Raw genomic sequence first — 19,640 nt, 5'->3', positions numbered from 1 at the left:
TGGAAAATCAGTCGTGAGTTCAAACGGCGCTCCAGTTGCATCTATTTCCGTTCAGTTACATTTATTTTCAAATGTCACAACCGCCGCCTACCAGTGCCGGGCCAGACGCAGAGTGGTGAGGCTGTCGGAAGGGGCGCTGCGGCCAATGACTCAACGGCACACAACTGGCGATCGATTGAATTGCCGCGACTTCCAGCGCTTCGCTTTCGGCCAATGGCGGTAACAGCCCCGGCAGACGACTCGCCAACAACGTTTTCCCCGTCCCTGGCGGTCCGCTGAACAGCAAGTTATGAGCCCCCGCCGCTGCAATCAGCAAGGCACGCTTGGCCGCGAGTTGTCCCTGCACTTCGTTCAAGTCTGGATAGGGTTTGCTGGCGTAGAGCAAGCCATTGGAAGCGTAGGGTTCGATGGGCGTGTGGCCGTTGAAATGCGCGACGGCCTCCAGCAAATGATCCACCGCAATCACTTTCAGCCCCGAAGCCAGGCACGCCTCCTCGGCATTCGCCCGCGGCACCACCAGCGTACGCCCGGCCTTGCGCGCCGCCAGCGCAGCGGGCAACACACCCCGAACCGCCCGCACCGCGCCCGACAGCGCCAACTCTCCCAAGCACTCCACGTCGTCCAGCGTCAACGTCGGCACCTGTACACTGGCCGACAGAATCCCCAAGGCAATCGCCAGATCGAACCGCCCGCCGTCCTTCGGTAAATCGGCTGGAGCGAGATTCAAGGTGATACGCCGCGCTGGAAATTGCAGGCCTGAATTGATGATCGCGCTGCGCACCCGGTCCTTGCTTTCCTTCACGGCGGCTTCAGGCAAACCGACCATCGTCAGCGATGGCAAACCGTTGGCCAGGTGGACTTCTACGGTAACAGCGGGCGCATCAACGCCAATCTGGGCGCGGCTGTGGACGATGGATAGGGACATGGTCGTTCCTTGAGCTGAAGAGCACCGCTTCCTGCGGTTTTTGAAGGGTAGTCGTGGGCAGAGGATTTAGCGTGGCGGCGGAGTAACCAAACTTTCGCAGGATGTTGCTGGGGTGGCGAGCTGATTCCAGTCAGTGAAGTCGTAACGCGATCCGTAGCAGCTGGCGAAGCCTGCGTTCGGCTGCGCAGCAGTCGTAAATTCGAGTTGTACGGTCTGTTTGATGCACCGAGTGATCTGATTTACGGCTGCTGCGCAGCCGAACGCAGCCTTCGGCAGCTGCTACAAAGGTTATGCCGCGGCTGGTATTTAGGCGTAATCAGCCGCGGCAGCTATTTTTTTGTAGGACTGGTCTTGGATAAATGAAGGACTTCGGTGAAAGAAGCTATCGCTCTACCTGAAAACCACGCCAGAGTTCTGGCTAAACCTGCAATCGACCTACGATCAGCGAAGAGCCGAAATCGAGCGTGGTTGAGCTTCGGCTACTTAAAAAGACTGCAGCACCCGCGAAGCACGCTTCCACCACGGTGCATTGACCGTACCTCGCGGGCGCTCCTCATTCGGCAGCAGCTGCGGAACATCCTGCAACCGAATCCACGGCTGGTTATTCCAGTGCAGCAAACTCAAAGACATTTCCGGCCAATTCAGTAGGCTCAGAATCGGGCGTTCGGTTGAGGTGGGTTGCTGGGCGTCTCTGAGGGCTGGCACTACGTCGTGGGTCAGCCATTCGCGCAGGCCTCGGTATTCGGGGCAGTAGTGGTAGATCAGTAACGCGTAGACGCCGGACTCGCTGATCAGCAGTGTGTTTTCGACGGTGCCGTGGATGAGCATCTGCAGATTCTGGTGTTGGTCGGGATCGAGTTTGCGTAGCGCTCGTTCGTCCAGGAAAAGCCTGAGCAATCGGCCGAGGTCGCGTGCGCTGAACCAGGCCTGGTTTTCCAGGAGGAGGGCGTGGAGGTGGAGTTTGTGGCGGGTGAAGACGTGGGGGGTTAGATAGTTTTCGTCCATGGTGCAGTTCTCGGGGGCGAGTGAAGAAAACTGCCTCTGATCGTCGCCAAACGAAAAGGGTGGCAGCTGTACGTGGGTTGGCGAACCGGTGAACCCCGAAATCCGGCAGACCCGAAGGTCTCCCACGCACAGCCGCCATAACTCGGGATGGGAAAAGTTCCCTGTTCGAATGTGGTCGCGGTGCGTCGGGGGTTTCCAGGTCGCCAAACCCAGTGCTGAATATTCAGCTGAGGATGAGCTTAGGAACCTTGGCTTCACGGCGCAATCGGACGGCGGTGGTGATCTTTGTAGGACGTTGCCGGGATGTTTGCGGGGCTTAAGATCAAAAGATCGCAGCCTTCGGCAGCTCCTACAGGTGAGTCGGAAGGTCGTTCCGACCTTATTCGCGAGCAAGCCCGCTCCCACAGTAGATCGGGGTTCACATTGGGAGCGGTGGGATTACTCGGCGGGTGGATTCAGTTTCGCTTCCAGCTCCGCCACTTTCGCCTCAAGGCTCTCCAACCGTGCGCGGGTTCGGGCCAGCACGACCATCTGGCTATCGAATTCTTCCCGGCTCACCAGATCCAGCTTGCTGAAGCCGCTCTGCAGCAGGGCCTTGAACTGGCTTTCGATTTCGCTTTTCGGCAGTGGGGTGTCGCCGCTGAAGAGGCGGGAGGCGGTGCCGCTCAGGGCGTCGAGGAAGTCTTTGGGCGCGAGCATGGGGAAATGTCCTGTCAACAATGGCGGGCAGTGTACCACGCAGTGTCTATAGTCAATCTCGGCAGCGGCGATGCACGCTTTTCGCGCATGCGAGTGGATGGCGGTGCACTGTTGTTGTGCGTAACTGTTGCGTCAATCGGCTGGAGGGGCCTGCGGCAGCGGCCAAGGGCTTGAAATCAATGGGTTTTGGATAGATGGCAAGCTTTCTGCTTAGTCGCTGGTGACCCATGCACTGATGCAGTCGCTGTGACGAATGCAGTGCGCCAAGCGGAACGGGGGAAGTTTCGTGCGGAGTGGTTAGCTGGCGTCGGACGGGCAGGTAAGGCCGACGATGCGTTACAAAGCCAGGCACTGCGCTTAGACTTGAGTCGGGTTTGTTTTCCTGGGGCAAGTCCACCAAATCGGGAGAGAGTTTTCATGAAGCTAGTCACTGCCATCATCAAGCCGTTCAAACTGGACGACGTGCGCGAGTCGTTGTCCGAGATCGGCGTGCAGGGCATTACCGTTACTGAAGTCAAAGGCTTCGGTCGGCAGAAGGGTCACACCGAGCTGTACCGCGGCGCGGAGTACGTGGTCGATTTTCTGCCCAAGGTGAAGATCGATGTCGCCATTGACGACAAGGATCTGGACCGGGTTATCGAGGCGATAACCAAGGCTGCCAACACCGGCAAGATCGGTGACGGCAAGATCTTCGTGGTCAATCTGGAACAGGCGATTCGCATCCGTACCGGCGAAACCGATACCGACGCAATCTAAGCTGCCACAAACCCAACGCCCCAGGAGAAAACAATATGACTCTGCGTAAAATCGCAGGGCTAGGAGCCCTGTTGTCCCTCGTCATGCCCGGCCTGGCCATGGCGGCAGACGAAGTGGCAGCCCCAGTCCTCAACTCCGGCGATACCGCCTGGATGATGACCTCGACAGCCCTCGTGCTGTTCATGACCATTCCCGGCCTCGCGCTGTTCTACGGCGGCATGGTTCGCTCCAAAAACATTCTTTCCGTGATGATGCAGTGCTTCGCCATTACCGGTCTGATCAGCATTCTGTGGGTCATTTATGGCTACAGCATTGCGTTCGACACCACCGGCATGGAGCAGGGCGTCGTCAACTTCAACTCGTTCTTCGGCGGCATGGGCAAGGCGTTCCTCGCCGGTGTCACACCTTCGAGCCTGACCGGTCCTGCGGCACTGTTCCCTGAGGCGGTGTTCATCACCTTCCAGATGACGTTCGCCATCATCACCCCAGCGTTGATCGTCGGTGCCTTCGCCGAGCGGATGAAGTTCTCCGCCATGCTGATCTTCATGGGCATCTGGTTCACCCTGGTTTACGCACCGATTGCGCACATGGTCTGGTCCGGCAACGGCGGCCTGATGTGGGATTGGGGTGTGCTCGACTTCGCGGGCGGCACCGTGGTGCATATCAACGCCGGTGTGGCGGGTCTGATTGCCTGCCTCGTACTGGGCAAGCGTAAAGGCTTCCCGACCACCCCGATGGCCCCGCACAACCTCGGTTACACCCTGATGGGCGCCGCGATGCTGTGGATCGGTTGGTTCGGCTTCAACGCCGGTTCTGCGGCTGCCGCCAACGGCACTGCCGGCATGGCGATGCTGGTGACCCAGATCGCCACCGCCGCTGCGGCATTGGGCTGGATGTTTGCCGAGTGGATCACCCACGGCAAGCCAAGCGCACTGGGTATCGCTTCGGGTGTTGTGGCCGGCCTGGTTGCAATCACTCCGGCAGCTGGCACCGTAGGCCCGATGGGCGCTCTGGTGATCGGTCTGGCGGCGGGCGTGGTGTGCTTCTTCTGCGCGACCACCCTGAAACGCAAACTCGGTTATGACGACTCTCTGGATGCCTTCGGCGTGCACGGTATCGGCGGTATCCTCGGCGCGATCCTGACCGGTGTGTTCGCAGCACCGTCCCTGGGTGGCTTCGGCACCGTCACCGACATTGCCGCACAAGTCTGGATTCAGTGCAAAGGCGTCGGCTTCACTGTGATCTACACCGCGATCGTCACCTTCATCATCCTCAAGGTCCTGGACGTCGTCATGGGTCTGCGTGTCACCGAGGAAGAAGAGGCTGTCGGCATCGATCTGGCGCTCCACAACGAACGCGGCTACAACTTGTAAGCACGCGCATAAAAAAATTGCCCGGCTTGCCGGGCATTTTTTTGTCTGGAGTTTGTCGGTGAAGGAAGGGCTGAAAGGTTTTTTCAGACACGTTCAGTCGTGTTTACGACGGGCGTTTTTCTACGGCCAATGGCTTACACGATTGAAGGAATATTAGGGCCTTTGTTTTTTCCCAGAGCGCGCTAGAATGCGCCCCGAACGTGCGGAGAACTGTATGTGGCAACAGACTCTGATTACCCTGCGGGCACGGCCCCGGGGCTTTCATCTGGTAACGGACGAGTTACTTGCCGGTTTGCCTGAACTCAAGGCGTGTCGGGTCGGTCTGTTGCATTTGTGGCTACAGCATACCTCGGCGTCGTTGACCATCAACGAGAACGCCGATCCGGCGGTACGTCGCGACTTCGAACGATTTTTCAATCGTCTGATCCCACAAGGAACAGACGGCTATGAGCATAACGACGAAGGCCTGGACGACCTCCCGGCGCACTTCAAGGCCAGCGTGCTTGGCTGTCAGCTCAGTTTGCCGATCTCGGCAGGCCGACTGGCGTTAGGGACCTGGCAAGGTGTTTATCTGGGCGAGCACCGTGATCATGGCGGTGCCCGTAAAGTCCTCGCCACCGTGCACGGTGAAGGGGCATAAAACCGCTGGTTACCAGCGGTGGTTGATTTTTTTCCGGCAGCCGTCGACAGACGGCAAAGCTGGGCTATAACTAATCTGCTTTTCGCAAGTCATGAGGTAGAACATGAGCGACGATGATCTGGAAAACGACGACCTCGAAGTAGGCGACGAAGACGAAACCGAAGAAGGCCTTGAAGCGGCGGCAGAAGATGTCGCTGAAGATGACAGCGGTGATGCGCCCGTTCCAACGGCCAAAGGCAAGGCCAAGGCTGCGGTATCGGTCGATGAGCTGCCGAGCGTCGAAGCCAAGAACAAGGAACGCGATGCCCTGGCCAAGGCCATGGAAGAGTTTCTGGCGCGGGGTGGCAAGGTGCAGGAAGTGGAGGCCAATGTGGTCGCCGATCCTCCCAAGAAACCTGATAACAAGTACGGCAGCCGACCTATCTGAGCCTGCTTCCTGCTTGCTGAAAAAGCCCGCCGTCGCTGCGGGCTTTTTCATGGGTGAGGATAAGTGGACCGAAGAGCTTCGCGGGCAAGTCGGATCGCCGCACCGCTCGCTCCTACAGGATTTGTGTCGTTCACTTAATTGGCGTACGACACAAACCCTGTAGGAGCGAGGCTTGCCCGCGAAGGCGATCTCGAAAACGCTACGAAACCGAATTCCACCGCGCCAACAACCCCGGCAATTCGTTCAGGCTACGAATTTCGGCATCCGGCGCCTTCTCCGCTTCCCACACCTTGCCCGCCGGGTTAAACCAGATTGCCCGCAACCCCGCCTGCTGGGCGCCGTCAATGTCGTCGCCGGGATGGTCGCCGATGTGCACTGCCGTCTCGGCCGTCGCACCGCCACGTTGCAACGCTTCATGGAACAGTCGCGCATCCGGCTTGGCGATGCCGATGTCTTCGGCGCACAGGGCAAACTTGAAGTAATCCGCGAGCCCCAGGCGACGCACATCGGCATTGCCGTTGGTCACCACGCCAAGCGCATAGTTATTGGCCAGAATTTCCAGGGTCGGTTGCACTTCCGGGAAGATGTCCAGCTTATGGCGCGCCTGCAGAAACACTTCAAAACTCTGATCGGCCAGGTCGCAGGCTTCGGCATGTCCGTAACCGGCCTCTTCCAGCGCATGGAACAGCACCCGCCGACGCAAGGCGCTGATACGATGCTTGAGACTTGGTTCGTTGCTCAAAATCCGTTCACGAATAGACCACAAATGCTCAACCGGCACCGCGCCCAGATTCGGTGCATGCTCGGTCAGCCATTCACGCAATACGGCTTCGGCGCTGACGATCACCGGGGCGGTGTCCCACAGGGTGTCGTCGAGGTCGAAGGTGATCAATTGGATGGTCATGAATCATCGCCTTTAATGCGTTTGGCCCGTGGATGGGCGCTGTCGTAGACCGTCGCCAGGTGCTGGAAGTCCAGGTGGGTGTAGATCTGGGTGGTCTTGATGTCCGAGTGGCCGAGCAATTCCTGCACCGCGCGCAGGTCCTGAGAGGACTCCAGCAAATGGCTGGCGAAGGAGTGTCGCAACATGTGCGGATGCAGGTTCTGCCCCAGCTCGCGCTCGCCGGCGGCCTTGACCCGCACCTGAATCGCCCGAGGGCCGAGGCGCCGGCCTTGCTGGCTGACAAACACCGCGTCGTCCGCCGGGTTGGTCATTGCCCGTAACGGCAACCATAACTCCAGCGCTTCGCGAGCCTTTTTGCCCACTGGCAACAGTCGAGTCTTGCTGCCTTTGCCAAGCACCTGAACCATTCCATCAGCCAAATCCAGCTGATCGAGGTTGAGCCCGGTCAGTTCCGAAAGTCGCAGGCCGGAGGAATAGAACAGTTCCAGAATCGCCTGATCCCGACGCGCCAGGAAATCATCCTCCACCGCGCCTTCAAGCAGTTGCAGCGCACGGTCGGTGTCGAGGGTTTTCGGCAGCCGACGTTCGCCCTTGGGCGGTGCCAGACCGTTAGCCGGGTCGTGGTCGCACAGGCCTTCGCGGTTCAGATAGTGATAGAGCCCGCGCACTGCCGAGAGCAGCCGCGCCAGACTGCGGGACGATTGACCTTGAGCATGCAGGCGAGCGATCAGGCTGCGCAGGCGCTGGATGTCCAGGGCGGCCCAACTGCCTATGTTCTGTTTGACGCACCAGCCCAGTACCTTATCGAGGTCGCGGCGGTAGGCGTACAGCGTGTGCGGCGACACCTGTCGCTCACTGCGCAGGTGTTCGCAGTAAGCGTCCAGCTGTCGTTCCATGGTCAGCGTACCGAGCGCAGGGAGCTATTGACCCGTGGTAGCACGCGGCCCATGACTTCGGCGATGTAACTCAGGAACAGCGTGCCCACCGAGCTCTTGTAGTGCTGCGGATCGCGGCTGGCGATGGCGAGGACGCCGTGGATGCCCTGGTGGCTGATGGCGACGACGGCGGTGGAGCCAATCTGCTTGCGTTGTTCTTCGCCGAACAGGAAGTCCAGTTCGTGCTCACGCAGGCTGCCGCTGACGCTTTTGTCTTCCGAGAGCAAGCCGCCGATGGCTGTTTGCGCGTCGGCATGTGTCACCCAGCGACCCACCGGCATCGGGTTGTCGCCCAACAGGATCAGGCTGACGAAGGGCACCTGGAAGTCCTGGCGCAGGCTGTCTTCGACACTGATTACTACGTCTTCCAGGCTGGTGGCGTCCATCAGCGCGAGAATCAGGCGACGGGTTTTATCGAAGAGGCGGTCGTTGTCGCGGGCCACGTCCATCAAGTGGGAGAGGCGATGACGCAACTCTATGTTGCGGTCGCGCAGAATCGTCATCTGGCGTTCGACCAGCGAAATGGTGTCGCCGCGCTGGTGCGGAATGCGCAGGGCCGGGAGCAGTTCTTCATGCTCGATGAAGAAATCCGGATGAGCCTCCAGGTACGCGGCAATCGCCGCCGCCTCAAGGCTTTCGGAAGGGGATTCGTCGGGCTGTAGGGCGGGAATCTGAGGCTTGTCGGTCATGGATTTCGCTCACTCAAAGACGCACTTGTCCTTCGTATACGCGCACTGCCGGGCCGGTCATCATGACCGGTTGGCCAGGGCCTGCCCATTCAATGGACAGACGCCCGCCGGGCAGGTCGATCAATAGCGGCGAATCCATCCACCCCTGGCTGATCGCGGCCACTGCGGCAGCACAAGCGCCGGTTCCGCACGCCTGGGTTTCCCCGGCCCCGCGTTCCCAGACGCGCAACTGCGCGCGGTTCCGGTCGATGACCTGGAGAAAACCGACATTGACCCGCGCCGGGAAGCGCGGGTGATGTTCGATTTTCGGCCCCAGTTCATGCACCGGTGCGTTGTTGATGTCGCTGACCCGCAACACGGCATGGGGGTTGCCCATGGACACCGCAGCCAGTTCGACCGGGGTGCCGTCGACGTCGACCTGATAGCTCAGGGCCTGAGTCGGCGCTTCGAATGGAATCTCGGCCGGCACCAGGCGGGGAGCGCCCATGTTGACGCTGATCTGGCCATCGTTGCGGATGTCCAGTTCGATGATGCCGCTTTTGGTCTCGACGCGAATCAGCCGCTTGGCGGTCAGGCGCTTGTCGAGCACGAAGCGGGCGAAGCAGCGCGCACCGTTGCCGCACTGTTCCACTTCGGAGCCGTCGGCGTTGAAGATCCGGTAGCGGAAATCCACGTCCGGGTTGCTGGGCGCCTCGACGATCAGCAGCTGGTCGAAACCGATCCCTGTGTGCCGATCGCCCCAAAGCTTTGCGTGTTTTGGCAGGATGTGCGCGTGCTGGCTGACCAGGTCGAGAACCATGAAGTCATTGCCCAGGCCGTGCATCTTGGTAAAACGCAGCAGCATGGTTTTACTCCGGCAGCAGGCTTTCGCCGGCAAACAACTCGGCTACCGTCTCACGGCGACGCACTTCAAATGCCTGATCACCGTCCACCAACACTTCAGCGGCACGGCCGCGGGTGTTGTAGTTGGAACTCATGACAAACCCGTAGGCACCGGCCGAATGCACGGCCAGCAGGTCGCCTTCTTCCAGGGCCAGTTGACGATCCTTGGCCAGGAAGTCGCCGGTTTCGCAGATCGGGCCGACGATGTCGTAGGCGCGAGCGGCGCTATTGCGCGGGCGCACGGCTGTGACGTCCATCCAGGCTTGATACAGCGCCGGGCGGATCAGGTCGTTCATGGCCGCGTCGACAATGGCGAAGTCTTTGTGTTCGGTATGTTTGAGGTACTCGACCTGGGTCAGCAGCACGCCGGCGTTGGCGACGATGAAACGGCCTGGCTCGAACACCAGCGCCAGGTCACGACCGTCGAGACGCTCGCGCACGGCTTTGATGTAGTCGGCAGCCAACGGCGGCTCTTCATCGCGATAACGCACGCCCAAACCACCACCGAGATCGATGTGGCGCAGGTAAATGCCGCAATCGCCGAGGCGGTCGACCAGGCCCAGCAGGCGGTCGAGGGCGTCGATGAATGGCGGCAGGGTGGTCAGTTGCGAACCGATGTGGCAATCGACACCGACCACTTCCAGGTTCGGCAGCTGCGCGGCGCGGATGTACACGTCTTCGGCGTCGGCGATGGCGATGCCGAACTTGTTCTCTTTCAGACCGGTGGAAATGTACGGGTGGGTGCCGGCGTCGACATCCGGGTTCACGCGCAGCGAGATCGGCGCGCGAACGCCCAGCTCGGCGGCGACCACTTGCAGACGTTCCAGCTCATCGGTGGATTCGACGTTGAAGCAATGCACGCCGACTTCCAGTGCACGACGCATGTCGTCGCGGGTCTTGCCGACACCAGAGAAGACGATCTTGTCGGCGCTGCCGCCAGCGGCGAGTACACGTTCCAGCTCGCCACGGGAGACGATGTCGAAACCTGCGCCCAGACGCGCCAGGACATTCAGTACACCCAGGTTGGAGTTGGCCTTGACCGCAAAGCAGACCAGATGCGGCATGCCAGCCAGCGCATCGGCGTAAGCCAGGTACTGGGCTTCGATGTGGGCACGGGAGTAGACGTAGGTCGGTGTACCAAAGCGTTCGGCGATGGCGGACAGGGCAACACCTTCCGCGAACAGCTCACCGTCACGGTAGTTAAAAGCGTCCATAGCGTTCCCTTAGTAGACGTCGTGCTTGTGTGCTTTCGACGGAGTCTGCTGCGACGATTTGGCTTGCTCTGCAGGATCCTGATTTTCATCAGGCAGGTACAGCGGGCCTTTTTGACCACAGGCCGATACAAGGCAGGCGACCGCGACGAGCGCAGCAAGGGAAGAGATCAGGCGCTTCATGGCGAAATCCTTGAAAATGCATTAATTGCGCCGGAGTATACCGGCCACCCGGCAGCTTGCCTATGCGACGCGCCTCCCGTCCGGCGGGGCTTCGCCTGATGTTGTCCGGCGAGGTGCAATCCCTGTGGGAGTGGGCTTGCTCGCGAAAGCGGTGGGTCAGTCACCAAAGATGTTGAATGGGCTGGCCCCTTCGCGGGCAAGCCCGCTCCCACAGATCGGTGCTTGGACGTTATTCTTTGCAATCATCGGGGCTCGCCCGTATCTTGCGGCGCTTGAGCGTGAGTAGACACTTTTTGAGGTTCCCGCAATGAGTTTGACTGAAGCCCGTTTCCACGATCTGGTCGATGCCACCCAGCAGACGCTGGAGGATATTTTTGACGAGTGTGACCTGGATATCGATCTGGAGAGCTCGGCCGGTGTGCTCACCGTCAAGTTCGAAAACGGCAGCCAGTTGATCTTCAGCCGTCAGGAACCGCTGCGTCAGCTGTGGCTGGCGGCCGTATCCGGTGGCTTCCACTTCGATTACGACGAAGAGAGCAAGCGCTGGATGTGCGACAAGAGCGACGAGCAACTGGGTGAGATGCTTGAGCGCATCGTCAAACAGCAAGCCGACGTCGAACTCGATTTCGAAGGTCTGTGAAATCGTGACCCCGCCCGCGCCCGTTCGTCCGCTCAAACCGCTCTATAGCAACGTCAGCCCGGCAGTGCCTTCGCCGTGCAGCGGTGTGTGTCGGCTGGATGAGCAGAAGGTCTGTCTGGGGTGTTTGCGCCATGTCGAAGATATTCGCGAATGGCGTTCGGCCGATGATGATCGGCGGCGGGTGATTTGCGCGCAGGCTCTCCAGCGTAAATCTGCGGTCTGATAACTCTATTGGGTAACGATGCTTACTTGTGGCGAGGGAGCTTGCTCCCGTTCGGCTGCGCAGCAGTCGTGAGCTTTTCGGGGCCGCTACGCTCCCCAGCGGGAGCAAGCTCCCTCGCCACAAAGTTACTCGCCAACCCTAAAGAGGGCGTTCAGCGGCCTGACTTGTATATTTATTGAGCTGTGATAGTGTCCAGAGACGCCTCAACCCATCGAGGCTCGTGAAAACCCCGCCTTTTTCTGGCGGGGTTTTGCTTTTTTCGTGCAGAAGAAAGGAGTCTGCCCTGATCATGACCGCACCTTCCATTACCCTTACCCGTCTGGACGTACAACGTCTGGAGCGCCTGATCGACAGCCTGGATGACACGCTGCCGGGCGTTATCGCGCTGCAAACCGAACTGGATCGCGCCGATACCCTGGTCGGTCACGAAGATGTGCCAGCCGATGTCGTGACCATGAATTCCAAAGTGCATTGCCGTGAAGAAAGCAGCGGCAAGGACTATCACCTGACCCTGGTTTACCCCAAGGATGCCAACGCCGACGAAGGCCGGATTTCCATTTTGGCGCCGGTGGGCAGTGCGTTGCTCGGTCTGAAGGTTGGCCAGCATATCGACTGGCCGGCACCAGGCGGCAAGACCCTCAAACTAACGTTGCTGGAAGTCGAATCGCAGCCTGCCAATGGCGGCGCCTTTCCGGAATGACATCCCTTCAGACCTGCTCGAGCGCCTCGTTCAATGCGCGCTCCAGGTCGGCCTTGTAGCGCAGATATAGATGGCTTGAACTCTGACCATCACCGAGCAGGCCCGACAGGTCCAGATCGGTGATGTAGCAGCGATAGCGTTCGGTCTCGCGGCGCTGCTCGACGATTTCCCGGGCGACCACGCTGAACAGTTGGTCGCCATGCTCCAGCTCTGAAAATTCCTGCTGATTGCAGTACAACGTGACCTGTACCTGCCCCGGTGCGGCTTTGCCGACGATGGCCTGCACGTCATAGAACGGTTTATTGACCGGGGTTTGCGGCACCGGCCGGGCTTCGACCCGACGCGCCCGTGCGGTACCTGAAGGCAACAACTGGTAACACAACGTCTCCAGGCTCAGCGGCTGGGCTGCGTCCATCGGCAGTAAGGCATCGCGCCGGTACTGGATCGACTGCAGGAACCGTTGCAGCGGCACCAGCAGGCTTTGTTCGTCGTGGTACGGCAAGCGCTGTTGCCACAGGGCATTGAATTCATCCAGTACGTACAAATCGGCTTGGTGTTCGTTGATCCGGTAGAACACCTGAATGCAGTCGGGTTGCCCCATGGGCAGGATCAGCGCCAGGTCGTGGTCTTCCAGTGCCATCGAGTCCAGATGCAGCGGGCTGTAGCTCGCCAGTTCCTCGCCGAGGTAGTCAAGCAGTGCCGGCAACGTGGCGAGGGCAACGTGATTGACCTGGCCAGGCACCAGCTCCAGCACGTGGTAATGCTGCTGGACCTGAATCAGGTAACGATGATTGAGTTTGCTCAGCAGCAGGTTTTGCGCGGTATCGAGGATTTCTTCGACCCGCCGGGCAATGAATTGCGCGCGGTTGTGGCAGAAGCAACGCACCCGCAGTTTGGGCTGCTGTGACCCGCCCGGCAGGTTGTTGAGGTAATCGCGCAGGCAGTCGAGCAGGGCGTGCGGGCCGTCAAAGCGGCTGACCAGCACTTCGTTCCAGCTGTTGAGCGTGACCTGGTCCAGGGTCAGTACCAGGTTTTCCCGCACGCCGGCGTAGCTCAGGGAATCGGTGCGCTCGGTGGTCATCAGGATGTTCAAGTCGCGATGGTGCTTGAGCGGATCGACGCCGACGTTCACCAGAATCAGTATTTCGCTCGGCACACTGGCGCGTAGCAAAGGCTCTTCGGCGACAGTGGTCAGGGGCAGGGCGATGCTTTGTTGCAGGCTGCCGAGCAGGTTGAACAGTTCGAACTCGCTCAAGTCGCTGGTGCCGGGGTGCAGGGCCAGACGAGTGCTGCTGTCGATTACGCCGTTGCGATGGCACCAGGTGAGCAGTTCCAGTAACTGGCGGCTGCGCTTGATGGGGACGAAGTGCTCCCACTCGTGGGTGGTCAGGCTGCCGTTGTACAAACCCCATTGGGTTTGCCCCGGTTCTTTCTTGTTCGGGGCTTGCACCAGCGTCAGAGTGTCTTCGGCCAGATCGGGGGCGATGCCCGGGTTGATGAATTCGACCTTGTCGGCCTTGCGCTCGAAGGCCGCGTACAACCGCCGGCCCAGCACATTGAGGTCACGTTTGTTGATCAGGCTGACAGCCTGCTCGTTGCGGGCAAACTGTGTCAGAAAGCGGTAGCTGTAATTCAGCTCGCCGACCAAAGCCCGCCGTTCAGCGCTGACCTGGCGGACTTTCCACTGGCTGCGGCTGTCGAGCAACGCCAGCTGGCGCTGATCCCAATGCCATTCGTGGGCCAGGCGTTCGAGTAACGAACGCTGCCAGCTCTGGGTGCGACCGCTGCTGCCGGTGAGCTTGCGATTGACCTTCAGGTACAGGGCGCGGCGTACCAACTCCAGCCGTTCCAGTTCGCCCCGGGCAGTGAGGTATTCCTCAATGCGCCGGTAAACCACGATGTACGGGTCCAGCTCATCGAGGTCCAGTTGATTGGCAAACACGGCCTGCTTGAAACGCAGGCTCAGGCAGTGGACTTTGGGGTGTTCGCTGGCGTAAACCTCGGTCAGCAGCAGTTTGAGCACCGATTTGTACGGGGACTCGATGCCTTTGAACAACTGCCAGAGCCCGGCACCGATGAACTCCCCGGGCGGGATATATGCCAGATGCCCCAAGTCCAGGGTTTCGTCGGCACGGATGAAGCGCTTGGAAAGCAGTGTGTGGGTGTAACGGTCATACGCCGCTTCTTCGTAAACCGGCACCAGCCACCAGATGGGGGTGCGTCCGGCCAGCCAGATTGCGGTGCGGTAGAACTCGTCCAGCAGCAGATAGTGCTGGGTGGTGCCACAGTCTTCCGAACTGAGTTGATTGTCGCGCTCGCCCAAGACGAAGCGCGCCGGGTCGATCAGGAAGAAATGCGCCTCGGCGCCCTGGCTGGCGGCCCATATCTCAAGCAACTGGCATTTCTTGCGCAGCTCAGAGAGTTCGCTTTCACTCAAGTCCGGCCCGTGACAGACCCACACGTCCATGTCGCTCTGGTCGGCTTGGGCCAGGGTGCCAAGGCTGCCCATCAGGAACAGGCCGTGAATCGGTCGCGGCGGATTGCTGCCGTGGCGTGGCTTATAGGAAAACGAGCGGGTCAGGCGTTGGGCTTCGGCGAGAGTGTTGGCATCAGGCTCGAAATTCGACAGCCCGGCCGGGGTGCTACCCGAAACGTAACCCGGCAACAGCGGATGATTGACGTGGAAAAACAGCGGCAGCAGTGTCAGCACCGCTTGCTGGCGGGTCGACAACCCTTCCATGGCACGGGCCATGCGGCCCTCGTTGAGCTTCAGAAAACGGGCGCGCAGCTGGCTGAGAACCTTGCGGTCGATTCCCTCGTCCAGATCGGGGCGGATTTCATGGGTACGGGTCATGTCAGCTCAATCCGGCTCGCGGGGCTCGGACGTGGGAGGGCTCAGAATGAGGGGCAGTTTAGCGCCTCGGCCCCGGGACTTTTAAGCTGATTTTGTTTTTCTGGCGTCAGATTTTTATCGCGCGGCAACAGCGGGCACCAAAGTGTGCCCGCGGAAATCCCGTGACAGAGCTTTCCGTGGGCGATGCAGTGATGCTCAGGCTGTTTCCCGCACGGACAGAATGGTTAGAACGGTTTGTACATTTTGCGCGGCGTCACGACCCAGGCTGGTCAGATAACCGCCATCGGGCTGGGTGATCAATTCTTTGTCGAACAGTCTTTGGGCGGCGGCAATGGCTTTCGGGGCAGCGGTCTGATGAATTTTCAAACCTTCCTGGGAACTGTCCAGGTTGAAGAGGGCGAGGATTTCCAGTTCGGCAACCAACTCAGGGGTAAGCGACATAAGGACTCCAGACTTTCTAGGAATTGGACGACAGCGCTCCTAAGGTGATCCCACTCGCGCAGCATGTCCAGTGCTCGTAACAGGGTTTTTCGCCTCGGGGTGGTTTCCAGTTTAGTCAGCGTCTGGAGCAAGGCGGTACTGATTGGTGACAATCGATGTGGCGGCGGGCTTCTGTGGCGAGGGGGCTTGCCTGTGGCGAGGGAGCTTGCTCCCGTTGGGTCGCGAAGCGGCCCCAAAAGCTTTGCGACTGCTACGCAGCCGAACGGGAGCAAGCTCCCTCGCCACAAAAGCCCCGTGACAGGGTTGGCTTATTTCTTTTCCGGTGGCAACTCTGGCAGCGCGCGCAGGGCCGCTTCGTACCATTCGGTGTTGAACGCGCGGTCTTCTTCGAGGATCGCGTCGATTTCCACCGCCAGCACGTGAGCCATCAGGTTGAGGATTTCTTCACGCTCGTAACCCACCAGGGTCAGCTTGTTGAAGGTCGCCTTGGCCGCTGGCGGGTTATCGCTTTCGATCTGGTTCTCGATCGCTTCGATCAGCGTCGTTTCGGTGAACTCTTCTTCGTCGTTGTCGATGTCGTTTTGCTCGCTCATGGCAGGCTCCTCAAGGAAAGGCGGCCAGTTTACCTGCATTCAGCGCTGTGATGCTGCTGGCAAGAAGTGCCCGGGCGTTCTATAACTGGCGCTGCCAACCCCCTGCACGGCCTGGAGGCTATGTAATGCTCAAGCTTTATGGATTTTGCGTCAGCAACTACTACAACATGGTCAAGCTGGCGTTGCTGGAGAAGGGACTGCCGTTTGAAGAGGTGCCGTTTTACCCAGGCACTACCCCCGAGGCGCTAGCTATCAGCCCACGTGGAAAGGTTCCTGTGCTGGGCGTCGAACAAGGTTTTATCAACGAAACCAGCATCATTCTCGAGTACCTCGAACAGAGCCAGAAAGGCACGCCGCTGCTGCCTAGCGATCCTTTCGAGCGGGCTAGGGCATTGGCATTGGCCAAGGAAATCGAGCTGTACATCGAACTGCCCGGACGCGCCTGTTATCCAGCGGCGTTCTTTGGCATGACGGTACCGGACGCTATCCAGGAAAAGACCAAGGCAGAGTTACTGCTGGGGTTTGCCTCGCTGGGCAGACACGGCAAATTCGCCCCTTATGTGGCGGGTGACAGCCTGAGCGTGGCCGATCTGTATTTCTTCTACAGCGTACCGTTGGCCTGTGCCGTGGCACAGAAGCTGTTCGATATTGATCTGCTGGCCGAGATGCCAGCGGCCAGGGCGCTGCTGGAACGGCTGGAGCAGAGTCCGCATGTGCAGCGGATCGCAAAGGACAAGGACGCGGCGATGCCTGCGTTTCTGGAGATGATCGCGTCCAAAAAGTAGACGTGTAACGATCTTGAGAATGCCTTCGCGGGCAAGCCTCGCTCTACAAGGACAAACACAGTCCCCTGTAGGAGCGAGGCTTGCCCGCGAAGCTTTTAACGGCTGGCGAGCAACGCCTGACCGCGAGCAACAGCCTTCTTGACCTGCGCTGGCGCAGTCCCGCCAATATGGTCACGGGCATTCACCGAGCCTTCCAGGGTCAGCACGGCAAACACGTCCTGCTCGATCTGGTCGCTGAACTTGCGCAGTTCTTCCAGGCTCATTTCCGCCAGGTCCTTGCCGCTGTCCACGCCATACTTCACCGCGTGGCCAACGATCTCATGGCAATCACGGAACGGCAGGCCGCGGCGTACCAGGTAGTCGGCCAGATCGGTGGCGGTGGAGAAACCACGCAGCGCCGCTTCGCGCATCATCGCGTGCTTGGGCTTGATCGCCGGGATCATGTCGGCGAAGGCCCGCAGCGAGTCGCGCAGGGTGTCGGCGGCGTCGAACAGCGGTTCCTTGTCTTCCTGGTTGTCCTTGTTGTAGGCCAGGGGCTGGCCTTTCATCAGGGTCAGCAGGCCCATCAGCGCGCCGAATACCCGGCCAGTCTTGCCGCGAACCAGCTCCGGCACGTCCGGGTTTTTCTTTTGCGGCATGATCGAACTGCCGGTGCAGAAACGGTCCGGCAGATCGATGAACTGGAACTGCGCGCTGGTCCACAGCACCAATTCTTCGGAGAACCGCGACAAGTGCATCATCGCGATGCTCGCGGCCGAGCAGAACTCGATGGCGAAGTCGCGATCGGACACGTTGTCCAGCGAGTTGCCGCCGACAGCGTCGAAACCCAGCAGTTGCGCGGTGTATTCGCGGTCGATCGGGTAAGTGGTGCCGGCCAGTGCGGCGCTGCCCAGCGGCATGCGGTTGGTGCGCTTGCGGCAGTCCACCAGACGCTCGTAGTCGCGGCTGAGCATTTCGAACCAGGCCAGCATGTGGTGCCCAAAGGTCACCGGCTGCGCGGTTTGCAGGTGAGTGAAGCCTGGCATGATGCTGCCGGCTTCGCGCTCGGCCTGCTCCAGCAAGCCTTGTTGCAGACGGGTGATTTCGCCCAGGATCAGGTCGATCTCGTCACGCAGCCACAGGCGGATGTCGGTGGCGACCTGGTCGTTACGGCTGCGGCCGGTGTGCAGTTTTTTACCGGTCACGCCGATGCGGTCGGTCAGACGCGCTTCGATGTTCATGTGCACGTCTTCGAGGTCAATGCGCCAGTCGAACTGGCCGGCCTCGATTTCACCCTGGATGGTCTTCAGGCCATCGATGATGCTGTCGCGCTCGGCATCGGTCAGCACGCCGACCTTGGCCAGCATGGTGGCGTGGGCGATCGAGCCCATGATGTCGTGGCGATACAGGCGCTGGTCGAAGGTGACGGAGGCGGTGAAGCGGGCGACGAAGGCGTCGACGGGTTCACTGAAGCGGCCGCCCCAGGACTGATTGGTCTTGTCAGTGCTCATGAATTCGCTCGTATCGGCTTGAAGAAAGATGGTGTGGAACGCTGTCGCGGATAATAACAGGGTTGCCAATCCTGTCGCTGACACTGGTCGATACGTTTTTTTCTCACCGTGCGACCCATACTTGAAGCAAGCCACACGGAAATTGCGCAACGATATTTCTCAATTGGGCAATATCGTCCCGGCAACCGTCTACAGTTGGACAGTAGGATCAGCGCACTTCTCGATGCTGCAGCTGACTATAGAGAGAAGAGGGGTGTTCATATTGTGTATCAGCAAACCCTACGGCGATGCCTCGCCAATGCGGGCCTGGGCCGCTAGTCACCCGGCAGATGAAAATTTAGCCGCCGGTCTCGCGGCACTTTTTGGCCCTCGCGCTAGTCTTAGCGTGGATCGCGGTGACGGACGTCACTTCACCTGTCTACGCTATCTTTGTGCGAGACTCACGCAGGAATCCAGCGCAATATGAATGTCCTGATCGTTGATGACGAACCCTTGGCCCGCGAGCGCCTGAGCCGAATGGTTGGCGAACTCGAGGGATATAATGTCCTGGAGCCCAGCGCCACGAATGGCGAAGAAGCGTTGGCACTGATCGACAGCCACAAGCCGGATATCGTGCTGCTCGATATTCGCATGCCGGGCCTCGATGGCCTGCAAGTGGCTGCACGATTGTGCGAACGCGAAACCCCGCCCGCCGTGGTGTTTTGCTCAGGGCCCGATGAATTTGCCGTGGAAGCCCTACAGGCCAGCGCCGTGGGCTATCTGGTGAAGCCAGTGCGCACAGAACAGTTACACGAAGCATTAAAGAAAGCCGAGCGACCCAATCGCATCCAGCTCGCGGCCTTGACTCGCCCGGCAGCGGAAACCGGCAGCGGTCCGCGCAGCCACATCAGCGCCCGTACCCGAAAAGGCATCGAACTGATCCCGCTGGATCAGGTGGTCTACTTCATCGCCGACCACAAGTACGTGACCTTGCGCCACGAAGGCGGCGAAGTGCTTCTCGATGAACCACTCAAGGCCCTCGAAGACGAATTCGGCGACCGTTTCGTGCGTATCCACCGCAACGCACTGGTGGCCCGTGAACGCATCGAGCGGCTGCAACGCACGCCCCTGGGGCATTTCCAGTTGTTCCTCAAAGGCCTGAACGGTGACGCCCTGATCGTCAGCCGACGGCATGTGGCCGGCGTGCGCAAAATGATGCAACAGCTTTAAGGGCGGATTTCTACCCTATTACCGGACATTGAGGGCCAGGGAGGCCATGCAGTTGCTGATACAAGTCAAAGTGGAT

Annotated in this window: 21 protein-coding genes and 2 pseudogenes; 10 read left to right on the top strand and 13 right to left on the bottom strand. The window is 59.9% G+C overall.

Going from position 1 to position 19,640, the window contains the following annotated elements:
* Positions 1-79: 79 nt before the first annotated feature.
* A pseudogene (locus ACA044_RS29805) lies at positions 80-925 on the bottom strand (YifB family Mg chelatase-like AAA ATPase); the annotation flags it as partial.
* 376 nt (positions 926-1,301) lie between these two features.
* On the opposite strand from ACA044_RS29805, the pseudogene ACA044_RS29800 reads away from it, so the two are divergent.
* Positions 1,302-1,397, top strand: a pseudogene (locus tag ACA044_RS29800) (HigA family addiction module antitoxin); the annotation flags it as partial.
* Between the two features lie 11 nt (positions 1,398-1,408).
* On the opposite strand, the gene ACA044_RS29795 reads toward ACA044_RS29800, so the two are convergent.
* Together ACA044_RS29795 and ACA044_RS29790 are read right to left on the bottom strand one after the other, a co-directional pair.
* Positions 1,409-1,930 (bottom strand): BRO-N domain-containing protein, encoded by a 522-nt coding sequence (locus ACA044_RS29795; protein WP_497444430.1) that lies wholly within the window; start codon positions 1,928-1,930, stop codon positions 1,409-1,411.
* Positions 1,931-2,368: 438 nt separating this feature from the next.
* Complete coding sequence (locus ACA044_RS29790) at positions 2,369-2,629, bottom strand: accessory factor UbiK family protein (RefSeq protein WP_008076132.1); 261 nt, start codon at positions 2,627-2,629, stop codon at positions 2,369-2,371.
* A 417-nt stretch (positions 2,630-3,046) separates the two neighbouring features.
* Between ACA044_RS29790 and glnK the strand changes: the two genes are divergently transcribed.
* The 4 genes from glnK (at position 3,047) to sutA (ending at position 5,825) form a co-directional block, all read left to right on the top strand.
* Positions 3,047-3,385, top strand: coding sequence for a P-II family nitrogen regulator (glnK, locus tag ACA044_RS29785; protein WP_002555808.1), 339 nt, complete (start codon positions 3,047-3,049; stop codon positions 3,383-3,385).
* A 35-nt stretch (positions 3,386-3,420) separates the two neighbouring features.
* Entirely contained in the window at positions 3,421-4,758 is a 1,338-nt protein-coding gene (locus ACA044_RS29780) for an ammonium transporter (protein ID WP_497444429.1), read from the top strand.
* A 214-nt stretch (positions 4,759-4,972) separates the two neighbouring features.
* Positions 4,973-5,398, top strand: a complete 426-nt coding sequence (locus tag ACA044_RS29775; protein WP_007989493.1) for a secondary thiamine-phosphate synthase enzyme YjbQ — start codon at positions 4,973-4,975, stop codon at positions 5,396-5,398.
* A gap of 103 nt (positions 5,399-5,501) precedes the next feature.
* Positions 5,502-5,825, top strand: coding sequence for a dormancy-specific transcriptional regulator SutA (gene sutA / locus ACA044_RS29770; RefSeq protein ID WP_497444428.1), 324 nt, complete (start codon positions 5,502-5,504; stop codon positions 5,823-5,825).
* A gap of 199 nt (positions 5,826-6,024) precedes the next feature.
* Here the strand turns inward: sutA and ACA044_RS29765 are convergent, their stop codons facing one another.
* From ACA044_RS29765 to lptM, 6 genes are read right to left on the bottom strand one after another with little or no spacing between them, the layout of a single operon-like run.
* The gene (locus tag ACA044_RS29765; protein WP_497444427.1) at positions 6,025-6,729 is read right to left on the bottom strand and encodes an HAD family hydrolase; all 705 of its coding nucleotides are present in this window, start codon (positions 6,727-6,729) and stop codon (positions 6,025-6,027) included.
* Positions 6,726-7,625 carry a tyrosine recombinase XerC gene (xerC, locus tag ACA044_RS29760; protein WP_018927532.1) on the bottom strand — a complete coding sequence of 300 codons (900 nt, stop codon included), beginning with the start codon at positions 7,623-7,625 and terminating at the stop codon, positions 6,726-6,728. Before xerC ends, ACA044_RS29765 begins: the two co-directional genes overlap by 4 nt.
* A 2-nt stretch (positions 7,626-7,627) precedes the next feature.
* Positions 7,628-8,353, bottom strand: coding sequence for a DUF484 family protein (locus ACA044_RS29755; protein ID WP_497444426.1), 726 nt, complete (start codon positions 8,351-8,353; stop codon positions 7,628-7,630).
* 13 nt (positions 8,354-8,366) lie between these two features.
* Positions 8,367-9,197, bottom strand: coding sequence for a diaminopimelate epimerase (gene dapF, locus ACA044_RS29750; protein ID WP_497444425.1), 831 nt, complete (start codon positions 9,195-9,197; stop codon positions 8,367-8,369).
* A 4-nt stretch (positions 9,198-9,201) separates the two neighbouring features.
* Positions 9,202-10,449 (bottom strand): diaminopimelate decarboxylase, encoded by a 1,248-nt coding sequence (gene lysA, locus ACA044_RS29745; protein ID WP_007894881.1) that lies wholly within the window; start codon positions 10,447-10,449, stop codon positions 9,202-9,204.
* A 9-nt stretch (positions 10,450-10,458) separates the two neighbouring features.
* Positions 10,459-10,629, bottom strand: a complete 171-nt coding sequence (gene lptM / locus ACA044_RS29740; protein ID WP_074871901.1) for an LPS translocon maturation chaperone LptM — start codon at positions 10,627-10,629, stop codon at positions 10,459-10,461.
* Positions 10,630-10,936: 307 nt separating this feature from the next.
* On the opposite strand from lptM, the gene cyaY reads away from it, so the two are divergent.
* The 3 genes from cyaY (at position 10,937) to rnk (ending at position 12,192) form a co-directional block, all read left to right on the top strand.
* Positions 10,937-11,269, top strand: a complete 333-nt coding sequence (cyaY, locus tag ACA044_RS29735) for an iron donor protein CyaY (protein ID WP_223429530.1) — start codon at positions 10,937-10,939, stop codon at positions 11,267-11,269.
* 4 nt (positions 11,270-11,273) lie between these two features.
* The gene (locus ACA044_RS29730) at positions 11,274-11,492 is read left to right on the top strand and encodes a DUF1289 domain-containing protein (protein WP_497444424.1); all 219 of its coding nucleotides are present in this window, start codon (positions 11,274-11,276) and stop codon (positions 11,490-11,492) included.
* Between the two features lie 289 nt (positions 11,493-11,781).
* The gene (rnk, locus tag ACA044_RS29725) at positions 11,782-12,192 is read left to right on the top strand and encodes a nucleoside diphosphate kinase regulator (RefSeq protein ID WP_497444423.1); all 411 of its coding nucleotides are present in this window, start codon (positions 11,782-11,784) and stop codon (positions 12,190-12,192) included.
* Positions 12,193-12,199: 7 nt separating this feature from the next.
* Here the strand turns inward: rnk and ACA044_RS29720 are convergent, their stop codons facing one another.
* From ACA044_RS29720 to ACA044_RS29710, 3 genes are all read right to left on the bottom strand, one after another.
* On the bottom strand, positions 12,200-15,046 hold the full coding sequence (locus tag ACA044_RS29720; protein ID WP_497444422.1) for a class I adenylate cyclase: 2,847 nt from the start codon (positions 15,044-15,046) through the stop codon (positions 12,200-12,202).
* 195 nt (positions 15,047-15,241) lie between these two features.
* Entirely contained in the window at positions 15,242-15,487 is a 246-nt protein-coding gene (locus ACA044_RS29715; protein ID WP_007894898.1) for a TIGR02647 family protein, read from the bottom strand.
* Positions 15,488-15,795: 308 nt separating this feature from the next.
* Entirely contained in the window at positions 15,796-16,080 is a 285-nt protein-coding gene (locus ACA044_RS29710; protein ID WP_497444421.1) for a hypothetical protein, read from the bottom strand.
* Between the two features lie 125 nt (positions 16,081-16,205).
* On the opposite strand from ACA044_RS29710, the gene ACA044_RS29705 reads away from it, so the two are divergent.
* Entirely contained in the window at positions 16,206-16,865 is a 660-nt protein-coding gene (locus tag ACA044_RS29705; RefSeq protein WP_497444420.1) for a glutathione S-transferase family protein, read from the top strand.
* Between the two features lie 95 nt (positions 16,866-16,960).
* Here the strand turns inward: ACA044_RS29705 and argH are convergent, their stop codons facing one another.
* Entirely contained in the window at positions 16,961-18,355 is a 1,395-nt protein-coding gene (argH, locus tag ACA044_RS29700; RefSeq protein WP_497444419.1) for an argininosuccinate lyase, read from the bottom strand.
* Positions 18,356-18,817: 462 nt separating this feature from the next.
* On the opposite strand from argH, the gene ACA044_RS29695 reads away from it, so the two are divergent.
* Complete coding sequence (locus tag ACA044_RS29695; RefSeq protein WP_497444418.1) at positions 18,818-19,564, top strand: LytR/AlgR family response regulator transcription factor; 747 nt, start codon at positions 18,818-18,820, stop codon at positions 19,562-19,564.
* The last annotated feature ends 76 nt before the right edge of the window (positions 19,565-19,640 follow it).

The sequence above is a fragment of the Pseudomonas sp. LBUM1673 genome, from assembly GCF_059695645.1.
This window is presented reverse-complemented; position numbering and strand designations above follow the sequence as displayed.